The following is a 14337-nucleotide window of genomic DNA, read 5'->3' on the forward strand; positions in this document are numbered from 1 at the left end:
GCGTTGTGGATTGCTCCACAACGCTTTTTATTTATTCATTGGATAGGTTTAACATATCTAACATTTTAAAGAAGAGGCTTAAGACAATCGCTACAATTGTAGCAAGTCCCATTCCAGTTAATTCTACATTTGCTCCTAATTTAATAGAAGCCCCACTAATCCCAATTACAAGGACAACACAGGTTAAAATTAAATTTTGAGCCTTATTATAGTCAACCTTTGCCTCAACAAGCATCCTTATCCCACTGGCGGCAATAATCCCGAATAATAACATCGATATTCCACCCATTACTGGTTGTGGGATAGAAGAGATAAGTGCTGCGAGCTTTCCAAAAAAGGAAAGGATAATAGCAAGAACAGCAGCTCCACCAATAATCCATGTTGAATACACTCTTGTAATAGCTAATACACCAATATTTTCACCGTAAGTTGTGTTTGGTGTAGATCCGAAAAAGCTGGAAATAATGGTTGAAATTCCGTTCCCCATAAAGGAACGATCAAGGCCTGGATCTTTGACCAAATCTTTCTTAACAATGTTACTAGTAACTAATAAATGTCCGATATGTTCTGGAATTAATACAAGTGCGGCTGGTAAAATAATCAATACCGCTGACCAATCAAATTTCATCGTGTAAAACTCTGGTAAAGAAAACATATTTGCTTCCTTAACTGTTGTAAAATCAACCATACCAAAACCAAAATGAGCGATAAGGTACCCGGAAATGATTCCGATTAAGATTGGGATGATTTTTAAAAAGCCTCGTAATGTCACCCAACAAATAATTGTAATTAATAACGTTAATAATGCAACCATTGCTGCATCTGAATCCATTGTCCATTTCTCTGGATTTGTTCCATCTGGTGCAATCCATCCCGCCATTTCTGCAGCCACTGGAACAAGTTCTAAACCTATTACAGCAACAATTGCTCCCATAGCCGCTGGTGGGAATAAGACGTCTATCCAACCTGTGCCAGCTACTTTTATTAGCAGGCCAACAAGGGCCAAGACAATCCCGACAACAAGAAAGCCAGCTAATGCATATTGATATCCTTCTAAGCCACTATAATGCCCTAAAACGACAAAAACTGGGGAAAGAAATGCAAAACTAGAACCTAAATAGGCAGGTATTTTTCCTTTTGTAATAAAAAGATAAATCAGTGTGCCAACTCCATTCATTAGCAAAACGGTTGCCGGATTTACGCCGAATAACACCGGCACTAAGACCGTTGAACCAAACATTGCAAATAAATGCTGTAAACTAAGTGGAATACTTTGTAAGATAGGTAGTTTTTCATCTACTTGTATTTCTTTATAATTTGCCATGTGTATTACTCCTTTTTGATGTTGTTTCAACAGTTACACATTAAAAAAACACCTTGCCAACATTTTGGCAAGGTGTTTTGAATAGACGAAAAGTGGTTATAAATAAGGATATACTCCTAAATTAGACATATTAATCCACTATCGACCTTGCCAGCCTCACTGGACTGATTTAAAGGTAACTTATGAACTTGAATATACTATATCACAAATACTACTTTCTAGGAAAGGGTTTTATGTTCTTTCACTTTAGTTCTTTATTTTATCCTAGTTTATAGTCAGTTTCATTCGCTTTTGCATCTGTAAATGAATTTATATATAGTAGTACAATTAATTTTCAAAAAATATTTGAAAATAACGATTTGATTTGTTTACAATATTAGATAGGATATAAATGGTAATGGAGGTAAAAAATGAAGAGTAGGAAATTATTATTATTTAATATAGTTATTTTAATTGCATTCTTTTTAGTTGTAGGCTACGGCATTTCTCAAGCAGAAAGTAAAAAGCAATCTTTTAAATCTACAGTAGAACAAAAAAATACAAAGTCTAAAGATAACGTGAAAGACGAGGAAAAAGAACTAAAAAAATCAGAGCTTAGATTATCCGTTTTTTCTATTTGGAAACCACCAATCCCAGAAATACCAGATGAAGAGGAATTGGAAGAGGAAAAATTGGACGAAATAGAGTTACAAGAAGAAGAGGAGGAAGAACAAGAAAGTATAGTATATGAAGAGGAAGAGGAAGAGGAATCGACACCCGAAGAACAAACATATATAAATGTACAGACATACCAACCAAATAATAGCGGTGGTCAATCAAATCCAACACCTTCTAAAAAACATATAAATAAAGGCCAAAATGATCCAAGAAAACAGCCAGCGAAAAAAGATAATAAAGAAAAGGATTATGAAAAAGAAATAAAGAAAGAAGAAAATCAGCAAAAAGAGGAAAAAAGCAAAGAAACAAATAAAGAAAATGACAAAAGAAAACCTCAAGATAAGGAAAAACCAGAAAAAGATCCATCTGATGAAGAGAAAAATGAAGACGGTGAGCAAGAAGGAGACGGAGATATTAATGGAGATGATCCAACACCCGAATCCCCAGATAATCCATAAAAAAATTTTGCTTGCATTAGAATCGCAGTTGACTTTATAATATAAGTTTTTTTATAATTAAAAGGTGATAACAAATCAATAGCTAAATTGTGACTAAAATGTAACATTATTAGCCCTTTTAAAAGAATTTTGTTATTATTATACATAGGTTTGCAATGTGAAGTAAGATATCAATCAGGATAGAGGGGGAAATAGAGTTAATATTTTTCCTCACTAAAGAAAGGTGGATTTTGTACATGAGTAAGCCAAGAATCGTTGTTTTAGGTGCGGGTTACGCTGGCATGATGACAACAAAAAGATTAACACAAAAATTAAATCCAGAAGAAGCGGAGATTGTTTTAGTAAACAAACATAATTACCATTATCAATCGACATGGCTTCATGAAGTAGCAGCAGGTACAATTAATCACAACCAAGCACGTACTATTATTAGTGATGTGATAAACCCAAATCGTGTACGCTTAATTTATGATAGTGTTGCAAAAGTAGAAAAAGATGAAAATAAAGTTGTTTTGGAAAATAGTGAATTATCATATGATTATCTTGTTATTTCCTTAGGTTTTGTTACGAATACATTTGGTATCAAAGGAATGGATAAGCATGCTATGTTTATCCAAGATATTGATACAGCACAAATGATTCGTGAACATATGGAATACCAATTTATTCAATACAAAAATAGTGAAGAAAAGAATACAGATGATTTAACAATTCTTGTTGGTGGAGCTGGATTTACCGGAATAGAATTTGTTGGTGAATTAGTAGAAAAAGTTCCACAGTTATGTAAGAAATATGATATTGATCGCCGTCATGTTCGTATTATTAATGTGGAGGCAGCACCATCCATTTTACCAATGTTTGATAAAGACTTAGTAGATTATGCCATTCATTCTTTAGAACAACGTGGTGTAGAGTTCCGTCTTGGTACAAAAATCAATGAATGTACAGAAGAAGGATTCATCGTTGGGGAAGATAATGAATTAATTAAAGCTGGCACAATCGTATGGACTGGTGGTGTAACAGGAAACCCTGTTCTTGGTGAGTCTGGTTTTGAATTAACTCGTGGTAAAGTAACTGTTAATGGTGATTTACGTGCACCAGGTGAAGAAAATATCTTTATTATTGGTGACTGTGCATGGGTGATGGATGAAGCAGCAGGACGCCCATTCCCACCAACAGCTCAAGCTGCAATGCAACATGCAGAAACTTGTGCAAATAATATTGAAGCACTTCTTCACAACTATCCATTAGAAAATTTTGTCTTTGATGATAAAGGAACAGTTGCATCCTTAGGAGTAACAGATGGTATTGCTACTATTTTAGATGGTACGAAATTATCTGGTAAATCTGCTGCAACAATGAAAAAAGTTGTTGATAACCGTGCACTATTTTTAATTGGTGGATTAAATATGTTCTTGAAAAAAGGAAAAATTCGTCCATTCTAATCAAAAAATAGGGAGAAAATACTCCGAAAAGGGAGGCAATACTAAATGAAAAAAGGAACATTTTATTTACTTTTAGGTGTAGCTTCTATTGCTAGCTATATGTTTGTAACTAGAAAATTGGAAGACACAAGAGATTTTCGTTAATATAAAAAAATGCTACTCTTAACCACCTTGTTATTGAACAGGGTGGTTTTTTAAAGGCTATTTCCTGAAAGGTTATATTTATTGTAGGATCTATCTCCCAAAAACTAAATGAAAATGCATGTGCATAGTAATAAAGTTTTTTTACGATATATCTATTACATACATGAAAATCCTATCCTTATCAAATACTATGGATAGGGTGATATAAAATAATGAAAAAAATATGCTTTATACTTAGTATTTGTCTGTTCATACAACCAAGCTCTGTTTTGGCTAAAACATTTATCATATCAGATGATGATAAGGTTAATGAAACCGTTGTAATTGATGAATTTAACGTAGATACAACGGGTTCACTTTTTGTCGATATGCATTTATTACAGCAAATGATGAAAAATATCAATCAACAAATGTACAAAGCCCCGATTGATGCAAAATTAAGTACTAACAATGAAATTATTCCCGGTATACCTGGTCAAATGCTTGATAAAAATAAATTCATCAAACAATTTCAAGCATTTTTTTATCAAAATAAACAAGGAAAAATGCGTATACCGACGAAAGCCGTTCATCCAAAAGTGGATGGTGAATTATTGACAGAAATAAGTGCAAAAGAAATTGGGTTTTTTTCCACTTCTTATAATGAGACAAATAAAGAACGTTCTCATAATATCCGTTTGGCAGCAGAAGCAATTGATAATCATGTATTATTTCCTGGGGAGACTTTCTCTTTTAATAAAGTAGTAGGAGAAAGAACAAAGGAAAAAGGCTATAAACGGGCTCCCGTCATTGTGAAAGGAGAATTGGCAGAAGATATAGGTGGAGGCATTTGCCAAGTATCATCCACTCTATTTAATGCAGTGAATTTACAAGGCATCCAAATCATGGAGCGCTATTCCCACAGTAGAGAGGTTCCCTATGTTCCACCAGGAAAAGATGCAACCGTTAGTTGGTGGGGGCCTGATTTTGTTTTTAAAAATAAATATAAACAACCACTTCTTATTCGTGCCAGTGCAAAGAATGGCACAATGATTATTCGTATCTTTTCATCAGATCATATTTCATAATAGGAGGCTTGTCATTGTTGACATGCCTTTTTATTTTAGTGAAAATATTTATATTTTAATTTTTACTAAAAACATTATATAATTAAAATATACTAAAAATAAGGGGGAATTGCATGCAGAAACAGGAGTATGAATTAACATGGGATTTAGATAGTATTTTTCCAGGTGGAAGTAGTTCACAGGAATTGCAACACTATATCGAGTCAATAAAAAAAGACATGATAAATCTTGAAATAAACGTGAAAAATTTTCATGCAAATGAAATATCCGTAAACGAAGATATTATAAAAATCATCAATGAAATGAACCCACTAATAAAGCGTTTCCGGGAAGCATCTGCATTTATTAGTTGTTTAAGTGCACAAAATGTAAATGATACAAAAGCTAATTTACTTGTCTCAGAACGAAGTGAATTAGGGGCACAGCTTGGCTCTGTTCAAACAATTTGGAACCAAAAATTAGCGGAAATATCTGAAAATAAATGGAATCAATTAATGAAAGATTCTGCTTTACAAGAGTTTACATTTTATTTAAATGAGTGTCGCAACAATGCCAAACAATTACTCTCAACAGAAAAAGAAATTATTTTAAATAAGCTTGGCATTGATGGATATCATGCCTGGGGACAAATGTATCAAACAATTGTTGGAAAAATGACTATTTCCATTGAAGAAAATGGGAAAACTGTTCCATATTCAATCGGCCAAGCAGCAAACAAACTATCTAGTCCAGATCGGAATATTCGTCAATCAGTATTTGCGAAAATGCAAGAAGCGTGGCAAGAAAATGCCGATTTATTTAGTAATACACTGAACCATTTAGCGGGTTTTCGCTTACAAACCTATAAACTACGTGGTTGGGACAATGTATTAAAAGAACCTTTAACTATCAATCGAATGCAACAAGATACATTGGATGCCATGTGGACAGCGATTACGAATAAAAAGAAATATTTTATACACTACTTTCAGAAAAAAGCGAGAATCCTCGGTATTGATAAAATGAGCTTCTATGATGTTGGAGCACCATTATCTGAAAAGGGACAAACATATACATATGCAGAAGGTGCAAATTTTATCATCAATCATTTTGAAAAATTCAGCCCAAAAATGGCACGCTTTGCAGAAAAAGCATTTGAAGAAAGATGGATCGAAGCTGAGGACCGTCCCGCAAAACGACCTGGAGGGTTTTGTACAAGCTTTCCTGCAAGTAAACAAACGCGTATATTTATGACCTATTCAAATTCGATGTCTAATGTTGCGACATTAGCCCATGAATTAGGACATGCATTTCATCAGCATGTCATGGATGATTTGCCGGCAATGAATCAACGGTATGCCAAGAATGTAGCTGAAACAGCTTCCACATTAGCAGAAATGATTGTTAGTGATGCAGCAGTGCAACAGGCGAAAACAAAAACTGAGAAATTATCATTATTAGATGATAAATTACAACGAAGCATTGCGTTTTTTATGAATATCCATGCACGTTTTCTATTTGAAACGCGGTTTTATAAAGAAAGAAAACAAGGAATGGTCTCTATCGAACGGTTAAATGAATTAATGGAAAATGCTCAGAAAGAGGCTTATTGTGATACGCTTGATGAGTATGATCCGACATTTTGGGCATCTAAATTACATTTTCATATTACTGGTACTCCGTTTTATAATTTCCCATACACCTTTGGCTATTTATTCAGTCTTGGAATATACGCTTATGCCCAAGAAAAGGGTGGGACTTTTGAGGATGATTATATTGGCTTATTAAAGGATACTGGGCGGATGCAAGTAGAGGACTTAGCAATGAAACATCTCCAGGTAGACATTACAAAAACAGACTTTTGGGAACATGGAATTGATTTATGTATAAAAGACTTGGAAAAATTTGTGGAATTGTCCAAATGAAATAGGATAACCCCTTTCAGAGAGGGTTATCCTTTTGGTTTAAATAAAAGCGCACCAATGACACCGAAAATAATAGCTGCTGAGATTCCCGAGCTAGTCACCTCAAACATCCCTGTTACAACACCAATTAAACCATGTTCTTCTGCCTCTGCCATAGCACCATGAACAAGTGAGTTCCCGAAGCTGGTAATTGGTACGGTAGCTCCTGCACCAGCAAAATCAATTAATGGTTCATATAGACCTAGGCCATCTAGGATAGCGCCAAAGACGACAAATGTCGTTAATGTATGAGCAGGTGTCAATTTAAAAACATCCATTAATATTTGTCCGATGACACAAATAATTCCACCCACAACAAATGCCCAAAAGAATATCATGATAATCCACTCCCAGACTCAATCGATACGGCATGTGCGATACAAGGAATTGTACCCTTTTGTTGAACAGTGAGGGGAGAGTGAAGTGCACCTGTAGCAACAGCTAATATTCTATTTACCTTACCTTTAATTATCTTTTGCAAAAAATGTCCATAAATACCGACCGTTGAACAAGCTGCTCCACTTCCACCTGCTAAGACTGGCTGATCATTTTTATAAATAGATAAACCACAGTCAATAAATTTATCTTGGCTAATATGAATACCTTTTTGATTTAATAATTCTAAAGAAGCTTCTCTTCCAACCTTTCCCAAATCACCAGTAATAATAAGGTCATAATAGGAAGGAGGAACATTTCTTTCTTTTAAATGCGTCATAATCGTGTCAACTGCTGCAGGAGCCATTGCACCACCCATATTAAAAGGATCAGTCATTCCCATATCAACCACTTTTCCGATTGTTGCTGATGTAATGACGGGGCCTGTGCCTTGTTTAGCCACTAACGCACAGCCTGCACCTGTGACTGTCCATTGTGCTGTTGGGGGTTTTTGACTTCCGTACTCAGTCGGATAACGATATTGGCGTTCTGTTGCAGCGTTATGACTAGATGTTCCTGTTAAAACAAAATTTGCAGCATTACTGTCTACCATATGCGCGGCCAAAGCTAAACCTTCTGTTGAAGTTGCACAAGCATTGAATAAACCCATATACCCGAAATCCTTTGAATTTATGGCAAAAGTAGTAGGTGTAATCTGATTGATTAAATCTCCACCAAGGAAAAATTCGACTTGTTCTTCTTGAATAGAGCTTTTTTTAATTGCTTGGTCAATTGCTTCTTCTAACAAGACTTGTTGTGCTTGTTCGAATGAATTTTGTTCCAACCAATTTTCATCATATAGAACATCAAAGGCATCCGGGATTTTTCCTTCTTTTTCTAATGGCCCACCAACAGTTCCAGTTGAAATAATTACTGGTTTGTTAGGAAAGTTCCATGTTCTTTTTCCTAAAAGCATTATAATCCCATCCATTTCATTAAAATTGTTTTGATGATGGCAATAACGAAGGCTGCAAATACGCCATACACAATTACAGGTCCAGCTAACTTAAACATATTCGCACCAACACCTAAAATAAAACCTTCTGTGCGATGCTCAATAGCTGATGATATGACAGAGTTTCCGAATCCGGTTACTGGAACAGCAGAACCAGCACCAGAGAATTGGCCGATTTTATCATATAAACCAAATCCAGTTAAAAGCATGGTTATGAAGATAATTGTAGCAACAGTGGGATTTCCAGCTGTCTGTTCGGTAAAATCAAAGAAATAAATATAAAAAGTGGTAATCACCTGGCCAATTAGACAAATTAATCCTCCAACAAAAAATGCTTTGATACAATTTTGTATAATCGGACGTTTAATTTCTTTTTCTTGCTGGATTGCTTGATATTGTGTTTCATCTGGGCTTTTTCTTTGATTCTTTTCCTTTGCCATTTATATTCATACCTTTCATTATGTTTGTTTTTTTGATAATTTGATAATTCGTTTTAATTCCTTTTTTAGTTCATTTTTATTCACTGATTTATCTTGGATTTCTTCCTCTAACTTATCTAATTCAAGGATAACTTTTTGATCTGTAGAAACTTCTACTTTTTTAATTTGAAATTTTTCTTTAATATCTTTCTTTAGTTCCTTGCGAATGTCAGCAAGCTTAAAACGTTTCATATGTGGAATCTCGAATGTAATGAGGATTTTTTCTTCATCGTTTACTGCTTGAACAGATGTAAGATCTTTATTATCTTTTAAGTATTCTTTTACTTGATTTGATAATTGTTGATCAAATTCATTTTGTGTAGATAATTTCGTGTAAGACGGTTCTTCATCATTGGGTTGTTCCATTGAGGTAGCTTGGCATCCGATAAGAAAGAACAAAATCATCGATATAGGAATCACTTTTTTTATAATCACGACACATCACCTTCTAGAAATAAAATTAAGATACAAGCTTACATTATATTTTCAGTTGTTCCTTCTGAATTATACGTATTATTTTCTTTTTATAATGAACTTCGATAAATAGATACTAAAAGAGCCCCAGCTTTAAAATCGAAAACACTTGAAAGTACAAACTACACAGCTTCATTTTTCTTTATACTTCTTTTTTTATCTTCCATGTTACAATGAGATTAAAGATGGTTAGTTGAGGGGTGAAATGATTGAAAACATTTAAATTGAAAAAGTTAATTGTAAAAGAAGGTATTGAGGCAAAACTTTTGCAACATGAAATTAAATTATTGGATGGTTTAATTATTAATCGAGAAGATGAACAAAACAGATGGTTAATTGAAGCATTTATAGACCAAAGCTATTTAGAGTTTTTTAAGCGACTAGAGGAAGAAAGACAGGAAATCATGTTAGAAGTAAAGATTACAAAAGAAAGCAATCCACCTGCAACGTTTATTACAAACATCATTGGTGTAAACGAAATAGGAGACAGAATGAACGTTTTATTTATGGGAACAATTGTAGATAGACGTATTCATTATATTGAAGACTTATTAGAACGTTTAGTAAAGGAAGGATACAAAGGGGAAGAATTATTACGTAAGTTTAAAGCAATACTTTAGTATGGTACTGGATGTCCTATTTCTGAAAGAATGGCAGGATCTCCTTTTTTAATTATAGATTAATAAAAATGAAAACAATTTATGAAAAAGGTTGTAAAAAAACGAGAAATATATTTCATTGCTTGCTATAATTATGTAAAGTTTATTGAAATTTTGTCGAAAATCAAGAAGGAGATTCTTATGTATGATTCAAAGAAAACATTCATAAAGAAAGCAAATATAATTTCCCCATTTCGAGCAATTTTGTTCTTTTATGTGGTTGCAATTATCTTTTCTACAATCTTATTATCTTTACCCTTTGCCTATAAAGAGGGAGCCGATCCCGCGTTTATTGATGTGGTATTTGTCGCTGTAAGTGCCATCAGTGTGACAGGTCTAACACCAATTACAATTTCTGAAACATTTAATGAAATAGGCTATATATTACTAGCAATTGTCCTACAATTAGGTGCAGTTGGGATTATGGCACTCGGGACCTTTGTTTGGATTATATTAGGGAAAAAAATTGGTTTAAAAGAAAGACGTTTAATCATGACAGATCAAAACCAGACACAGTTTTCTGGTATGGTGCGCCTCGTAAAACAAATATTTCTTGTGTTATTTGTGATTGAGTTTATTAGCTTCGTTATCTTGGGAACATATTATTTAAGATATTTCCCTCTAAATGAAGCATATTTAAATGGTTTTTTTAGTACGATTAGTGCGATTTCCAATGGAGGATTTGATATAACAGGAAGCTCTCTAATTCCTTATAAGAATGATTATTTTCTTCAGTTTTATACAATCATATTAATTATTTTTGGTGCAATTGGATTTCCGGTCTTAATCGAAGTGAAGGAATACTTATTTTCTAAAAAACGTAATCGGGTGTTTTTTCGTTTTAGCTTATTTACGAAATTAACCACCTTAACATTCTTAATTCTTATTGTGTTTGGAACGATATTCATTTTTTTACTTGATATGAATCAGTTCTTTGTTGGAAAACCTTGGCATGAAAAGTTCTTTTATTCCTTTTTCCAATCCGTTACGACAAGAAGTGCTGGATTAAGTACAATGGATGTGAGTCAACTAACAGAGCAAAATCATTTATTTATGTCATTTCTAATGTTTATTGGGGCATCACCGAGCAGTGCAGGTGGTGGGATTCGAACGACCACTTTTGCATTAGTTGTCATTTTCATTTTTACATATGCAAGAGGTGGTGATTCCATTCATTTATTTAAAAGAGAAGTACATAAACAAGATTTAGTAAAAGCAGTTGTCGTCACTTTATTAGCAATTTTTGTGGCCTATACAGCTTTGATTGTTTTAACAGCGATTGAACCATTCTCTGTAACTGAGCTTTTCTTTGAAATTACTTCTGCTTTTGGTACGGTTGGATTGAGTTTAGGAATTACAAGTGAGTTAACTACTTTTAGCAAAATTATTTTAATGGTATTAATGTTTATCGGTAGAGTCGGAATTGTAACAGCTCTGTTTATGTTTAAAAGAAACAAAAAAGGTGGAAATTATCACTATCCAAAAGAAAGAATTATCATCGGGTAGATATGTTGATTGAAATAGTTGTCCTCTGCTTTTTCTTATTTAATGTGGTTAATTGGCTGTAAGACCTCCAATGAAAGAATTCGAGATACCCAAGAATTAAAAATGGAGGATCAACAGCCATTAAAGGCCCGATTCGTTCAACTAACAATCAGTGGGAGTTGAAGAAAACTCCCACTGATTGAAGTTTCACTTTATTCAATGTGAAAGATATTAAATCGGAGTAAAAAAATTCAAAAGGAAGTTACCAAGATTGTCATTTGAAATTGCTTTATTTTACTAGTATTAGTTGATATGATAGTAAAGAGTAATAATAGCATTGATAGTCATATCGCGTTATATCGTACATATTGGACACATTAGGAGGTGGACAGACATGCTTGAAATTTTTATGGGTGCTGTTTGTGTCGGAATTTTATTATTGAATGCTGGAAGCTGTTTAGTTGACAATGAGAAATAAAATCCATGATAAATGGAAATGGTCCATACAATCATATGTATGGACCGTAATTTAATGTTTAATGCAAGTTTGTAAGACCCTCACTGATTGAAGTTTCACCTTATCTTGTAAAAGACCATTCACTAAATGGAAAAATAATAATTTCGGATCGACCAATAATTTCATGTTTTTCAATAAACCCTAAACCATTTCGACTATCCTTACTTTTTGCTCGATTATCCCCCATTACAAAATAACTTTGCTCTGGGACTTTTACTGGACCGAAATTACCTGTTAAACTTTTTGAATCATTAGATAGGTATTCTTGACCACTAGCTTCTCCGTTTATAAATAACGTATGATTTTTAACCTCTATTGTTTCTCCAGGTAAGCCAACAATTCTTTTTACGTAATTTTTTAAGGGACGTTGGATAATAACGATATCTCCACGGGCTGGTTCTCCAATAAAATAAATCATTTTGTTAAAGATGACTCTCTCACCATCCTCTAGTGTAGGATACATACTGTCACCTTCAACAATCGAGGTTGCAAACACAAATGATCTTAAGAAAACTGCAACCAATATAGCGATTAAAAATGCTTTTATCCATCCTACTATTTCATTTTTTATTTTTGTATTTTTCAAATGGAGACATCCCTTTCTGATACCTAATAAAATAAATGATAACGACTAATAAATCCATCTATGTTTAATAATTGATACATAGGGGATATATATAACATGTTTCCTACCAATATAATAACATAGCTCTTTAAAGGTTTCTAATAGATTTAAGTCTGAAAATTAGGGAGGCTTTATATACAGTATGGGTACGCAAAAACAACTTATAGAAAAAATTGAATCTGTAAGAAAGGAATTGATAGTTGTTGTAGAAGAAGAAGGCTATCATAGCCCGAAGTCATTGGCTATTAGTAAAAAGTTGGACAAATTATTGAATTTGTATGAATTGCATAAGGAAAAAGACAAACTTAAAAATATATAATTGAATTTTACCCCATTGATGATTAAATTTTCTAATAATAGTGTATAGAAAAGTATTGTATTGGGAATAAATGTAGTTGAAGGTCAAAAGGGGTGACACATAATGCGGACAAACAAATTAACTTATGAACAACTTGTTGAACAGTTTAAGCAAGAATTAATGGCTGATGAAGAGCAGGTTGCTCAAATTGAATTACGTATGGAAGAGAGACTAGCTAGTCATTTAGATAAACAAAAACAAGCATGATTAAAAACAGAAAGATCTAATGGTAGGATCTTTCTGTTTTTAATTTTTTATTCATGCAAGATATTTTTTTACTTTAATGTAACTGATTTTGTGGTGTCGGAATGGTTTCTTCTTTTTGTGGCGAACGATGAATGAGAATAACTGCACCGAGGATACAAGTCATTCCGATCATTTGTAAGAATGAAAATGCTTCCCGGAAGATAAAAACGCCAATAAGGGTGGCGACTATTGGTTCAATTGTTGTTAAAATCGATGCATTGCTAGTTTCCATGTACTGTAATCCAAAGGTGTAAATGATGTAAGCGAGAGCCGTCGGTAAAAAGCCAAGCCCAAAACCGTACATTAAAACAGTCGTTTCTGAAAATAATGCTAATTTTTCAAGAGGGAAAAAAGGGATTAGAACAATGGATGCTACTAAAAACGTATAGATGGTGATTGTTAAACTAGAATATCTCTTTAATGCGAACTTACTGAAAATGCTATATAAAGCATAGCCAATTCCAGACCCTAAACCAAAAATAATGCTAATGAAAGAGATATTAGCCATATCAAATGGTACAAGTCCTACAATAAAACAGATCCCGATAAACGTCATGATAAGGGAGATTACCTTGTATTTTGAAAACTTTTCTTGAAATAAAAAAACAGACATAATGGTAACAAATGCAGGGGCTGTATACAGTAATGCAGTTGCGATAGGAATTGTTGCTAAATCTATTGCCTTAAACAGAGAATAGTTAAAAAAGATGATACTAATGATCCCTGTTCCGATAAAATATTTTATATCCAGCCATGATTGTAGTTTTAGTTCTTTTGGCGACACAATGAATAAAAAGATTAGTAGAATGATAGTGGATGTAACGACTCTAATCGTAACAATTTCCATCGCCGTAAATCCAAATTCATATAAATGTTTGACATACCAGCTAATGGTTCCCCAAAGGGTTGCTCCTAAAACAATACAAAGAAAAGCAATTCGGTTCATACCATTTCTCTCCTTCTTCACTTATACTCGGAATTGTCACTATATTACCAATAAAAATATATATAAGAAAATATTATGTATATTCTCCTCTTTACATGTTTACACTGGAAGATAATATGA

At 33.4% G+C, this 14337-nt stretch carries 15 protein-coding genes; 8 read left to right on the forward strand and 7 right to left on the reverse strand.

What is annotated here, in order from left to right:
• Positions 1-31 precede the first annotated feature (31 nt).
• Positions 32-1324, reverse strand: a complete 1293-nt coding sequence (gene uraA, locus FHP05_RS00445; RefSeq protein WP_147665018.1) for a uracil permease — start codon at positions 1322-1324, stop codon at positions 32-34.
• Between the two features lie 410 nt (positions 1325-1734).
• Between uraA and FHP05_RS00450 the strand changes: the two genes are divergently transcribed.
• From FHP05_RS00450 to FHP05_RS00465, 4 genes are all read left to right on the forward strand, one after another.
• Positions 1735-2439 (forward strand): hypothetical protein, encoded by a 705-nt coding sequence (locus tag FHP05_RS00450; protein WP_147665020.1) that lies wholly within the window; start codon positions 1735-1737, stop codon positions 2437-2439.
• A gap of 236 nt (positions 2440-2675) precedes the next feature.
• A complete protein-coding gene (locus tag FHP05_RS00455) occupies positions 2676-3884 on the forward strand; it encodes an NAD(P)/FAD-dependent oxidoreductase (protein WP_147665022.1) in 1209 nt (402 codons plus the stop codon).
• Between the two features lie 356 nt (positions 3885-4240).
• The gene (locus FHP05_RS00460) at positions 4241-5095 is read left to right on the forward strand and encodes a VanW family protein (protein WP_147665024.1); all 855 of its coding nucleotides are present in this window, start codon (positions 4241-4243) and stop codon (positions 5093-5095) included.
• 113 nt (positions 5096-5208) lie between these two features.
• Positions 5209-6999, forward strand: a complete 1791-nt coding sequence (locus FHP05_RS00465) for a M3 family oligoendopeptidase (RefSeq protein ID WP_147665026.1) — start codon at positions 5209-5211, stop codon at positions 6997-6999.
• A 26-nt stretch (positions 7000-7025) separates the two neighbouring features.
• On the opposite strand, the gene spoVAE is transcribed toward FHP05_RS00465, so the two are convergent.
• From spoVAE to FHP05_RS00485, 4 genes are read right to left on the reverse strand one after another with little or no spacing between them, the layout of a single operon-like run.
• The gene (gene spoVAE / locus FHP05_RS00470) at positions 7026-7376 is read right to left on the reverse strand and encodes a stage V sporulation protein AE (RefSeq protein WP_147665028.1); all 351 of its coding nucleotides are present in this window, start codon (positions 7374-7376) and stop codon (positions 7026-7028) included.
• The gene (gene spoVAD / locus FHP05_RS00475) at positions 7373-8389 is read right to left on the reverse strand and encodes a stage V sporulation protein AD (RefSeq protein ID WP_147665030.1); all 1017 of its coding nucleotides are present in this window, start codon (positions 8387-8389) and stop codon (positions 7373-7375) included. Before spoVAD ends, spoVAE begins: the two co-directional genes overlap by 4 nt.
• Positions 8389-8868, reverse strand: coding sequence for a stage V sporulation protein AC (gene spoVAC, locus FHP05_RS00480; RefSeq protein WP_147665032.1), 480 nt, complete (start codon positions 8866-8868; stop codon positions 8389-8391). The genes spoVAD and spoVAC overlap by 1 nt, the downstream gene beginning before the upstream one ends.
• A gap of 18 nt (positions 8869-8886) precedes the next feature.
• Complete coding sequence (locus FHP05_RS00485; protein WP_147665033.1) at positions 8887-9342, reverse strand: YhcN/YlaJ family sporulation lipoprotein; 456 nt, start codon at positions 9340-9342, stop codon at positions 8887-8889.
• 248 nt (positions 9343-9590) lie between these two features.
• Between FHP05_RS00485 and FHP05_RS00490 the strand changes: the two genes are divergently transcribed.
• Both FHP05_RS00490 and FHP05_RS00495 read left to right on the forward strand, forming a co-directional pair.
• The gene (locus tag FHP05_RS00490; protein WP_147665034.1) at positions 9591-10001 is read left to right on the forward strand and encodes a YwpF-like family protein; all 411 of its coding nucleotides are present in this window, start codon (positions 9591-9593) and stop codon (positions 9999-10001) included.
• A 180-nt stretch (positions 10002-10181) separates the two neighbouring features.
• A complete protein-coding gene (locus tag FHP05_RS00495) occupies positions 10182-11546 on the forward strand; it encodes a TrkH family potassium uptake protein (protein WP_147665035.1) in 1365 nt (454 codons plus the stop codon).
• A 557-nt stretch (positions 11547-12103) separates the two neighbouring features.
• Here FHP05_RS00495 and lepB read toward each other — a convergent pair.
• On the reverse strand, positions 12104-12628 hold the full coding sequence (gene lepB / locus FHP05_RS00500) for a signal peptidase I (RefSeq protein WP_147665036.1): 525 nt from the start codon (positions 12626-12628) through the stop codon (positions 12104-12106).
• 181 nt (positions 12629-12809) lie between these two features.
• On the opposite strand from lepB, the gene FHP05_RS00505 reads away from it, so the two are divergent.
• Together FHP05_RS00505 and FHP05_RS00510 are read left to right on the forward strand one after the other, a co-directional pair.
• Positions 12810-12986, forward strand: a complete 177-nt coding sequence (locus FHP05_RS00505) for an aspartyl-phosphate phosphatase Spo0E family protein (protein WP_147665037.1) — start codon at positions 12810-12812, stop codon at positions 12984-12986.
• A 102-nt stretch (positions 12987-13088) separates the two neighbouring features.
• Positions 13089-13232, forward strand: a complete 144-nt coding sequence (locus FHP05_RS00510) for an FbpB family small basic protein (protein WP_147665038.1) — start codon at positions 13089-13091, stop codon at positions 13230-13232.
• A 73-nt stretch (positions 13233-13305) separates the two neighbouring features.
• Here FHP05_RS00510 and FHP05_RS00515 read toward each other — a convergent pair whose 3' ends face one another.
• Positions 13306-14217, reverse strand: coding sequence for a DMT family transporter (locus tag FHP05_RS00515; protein WP_147665039.1), 912 nt, complete (start codon positions 14215-14217; stop codon positions 13306-13308).
• Positions 14218-14337: the final 120 nt, after the last annotated feature.

This window comes from Cerasibacillus terrae (assembly GCF_008039555.1).
Taxonomy (GTDB): domain Bacteria; phylum Bacillota; class Bacilli; order Bacillales; family Amphibacillaceae; genus Cerasibacillus; species Cerasibacillus terrae.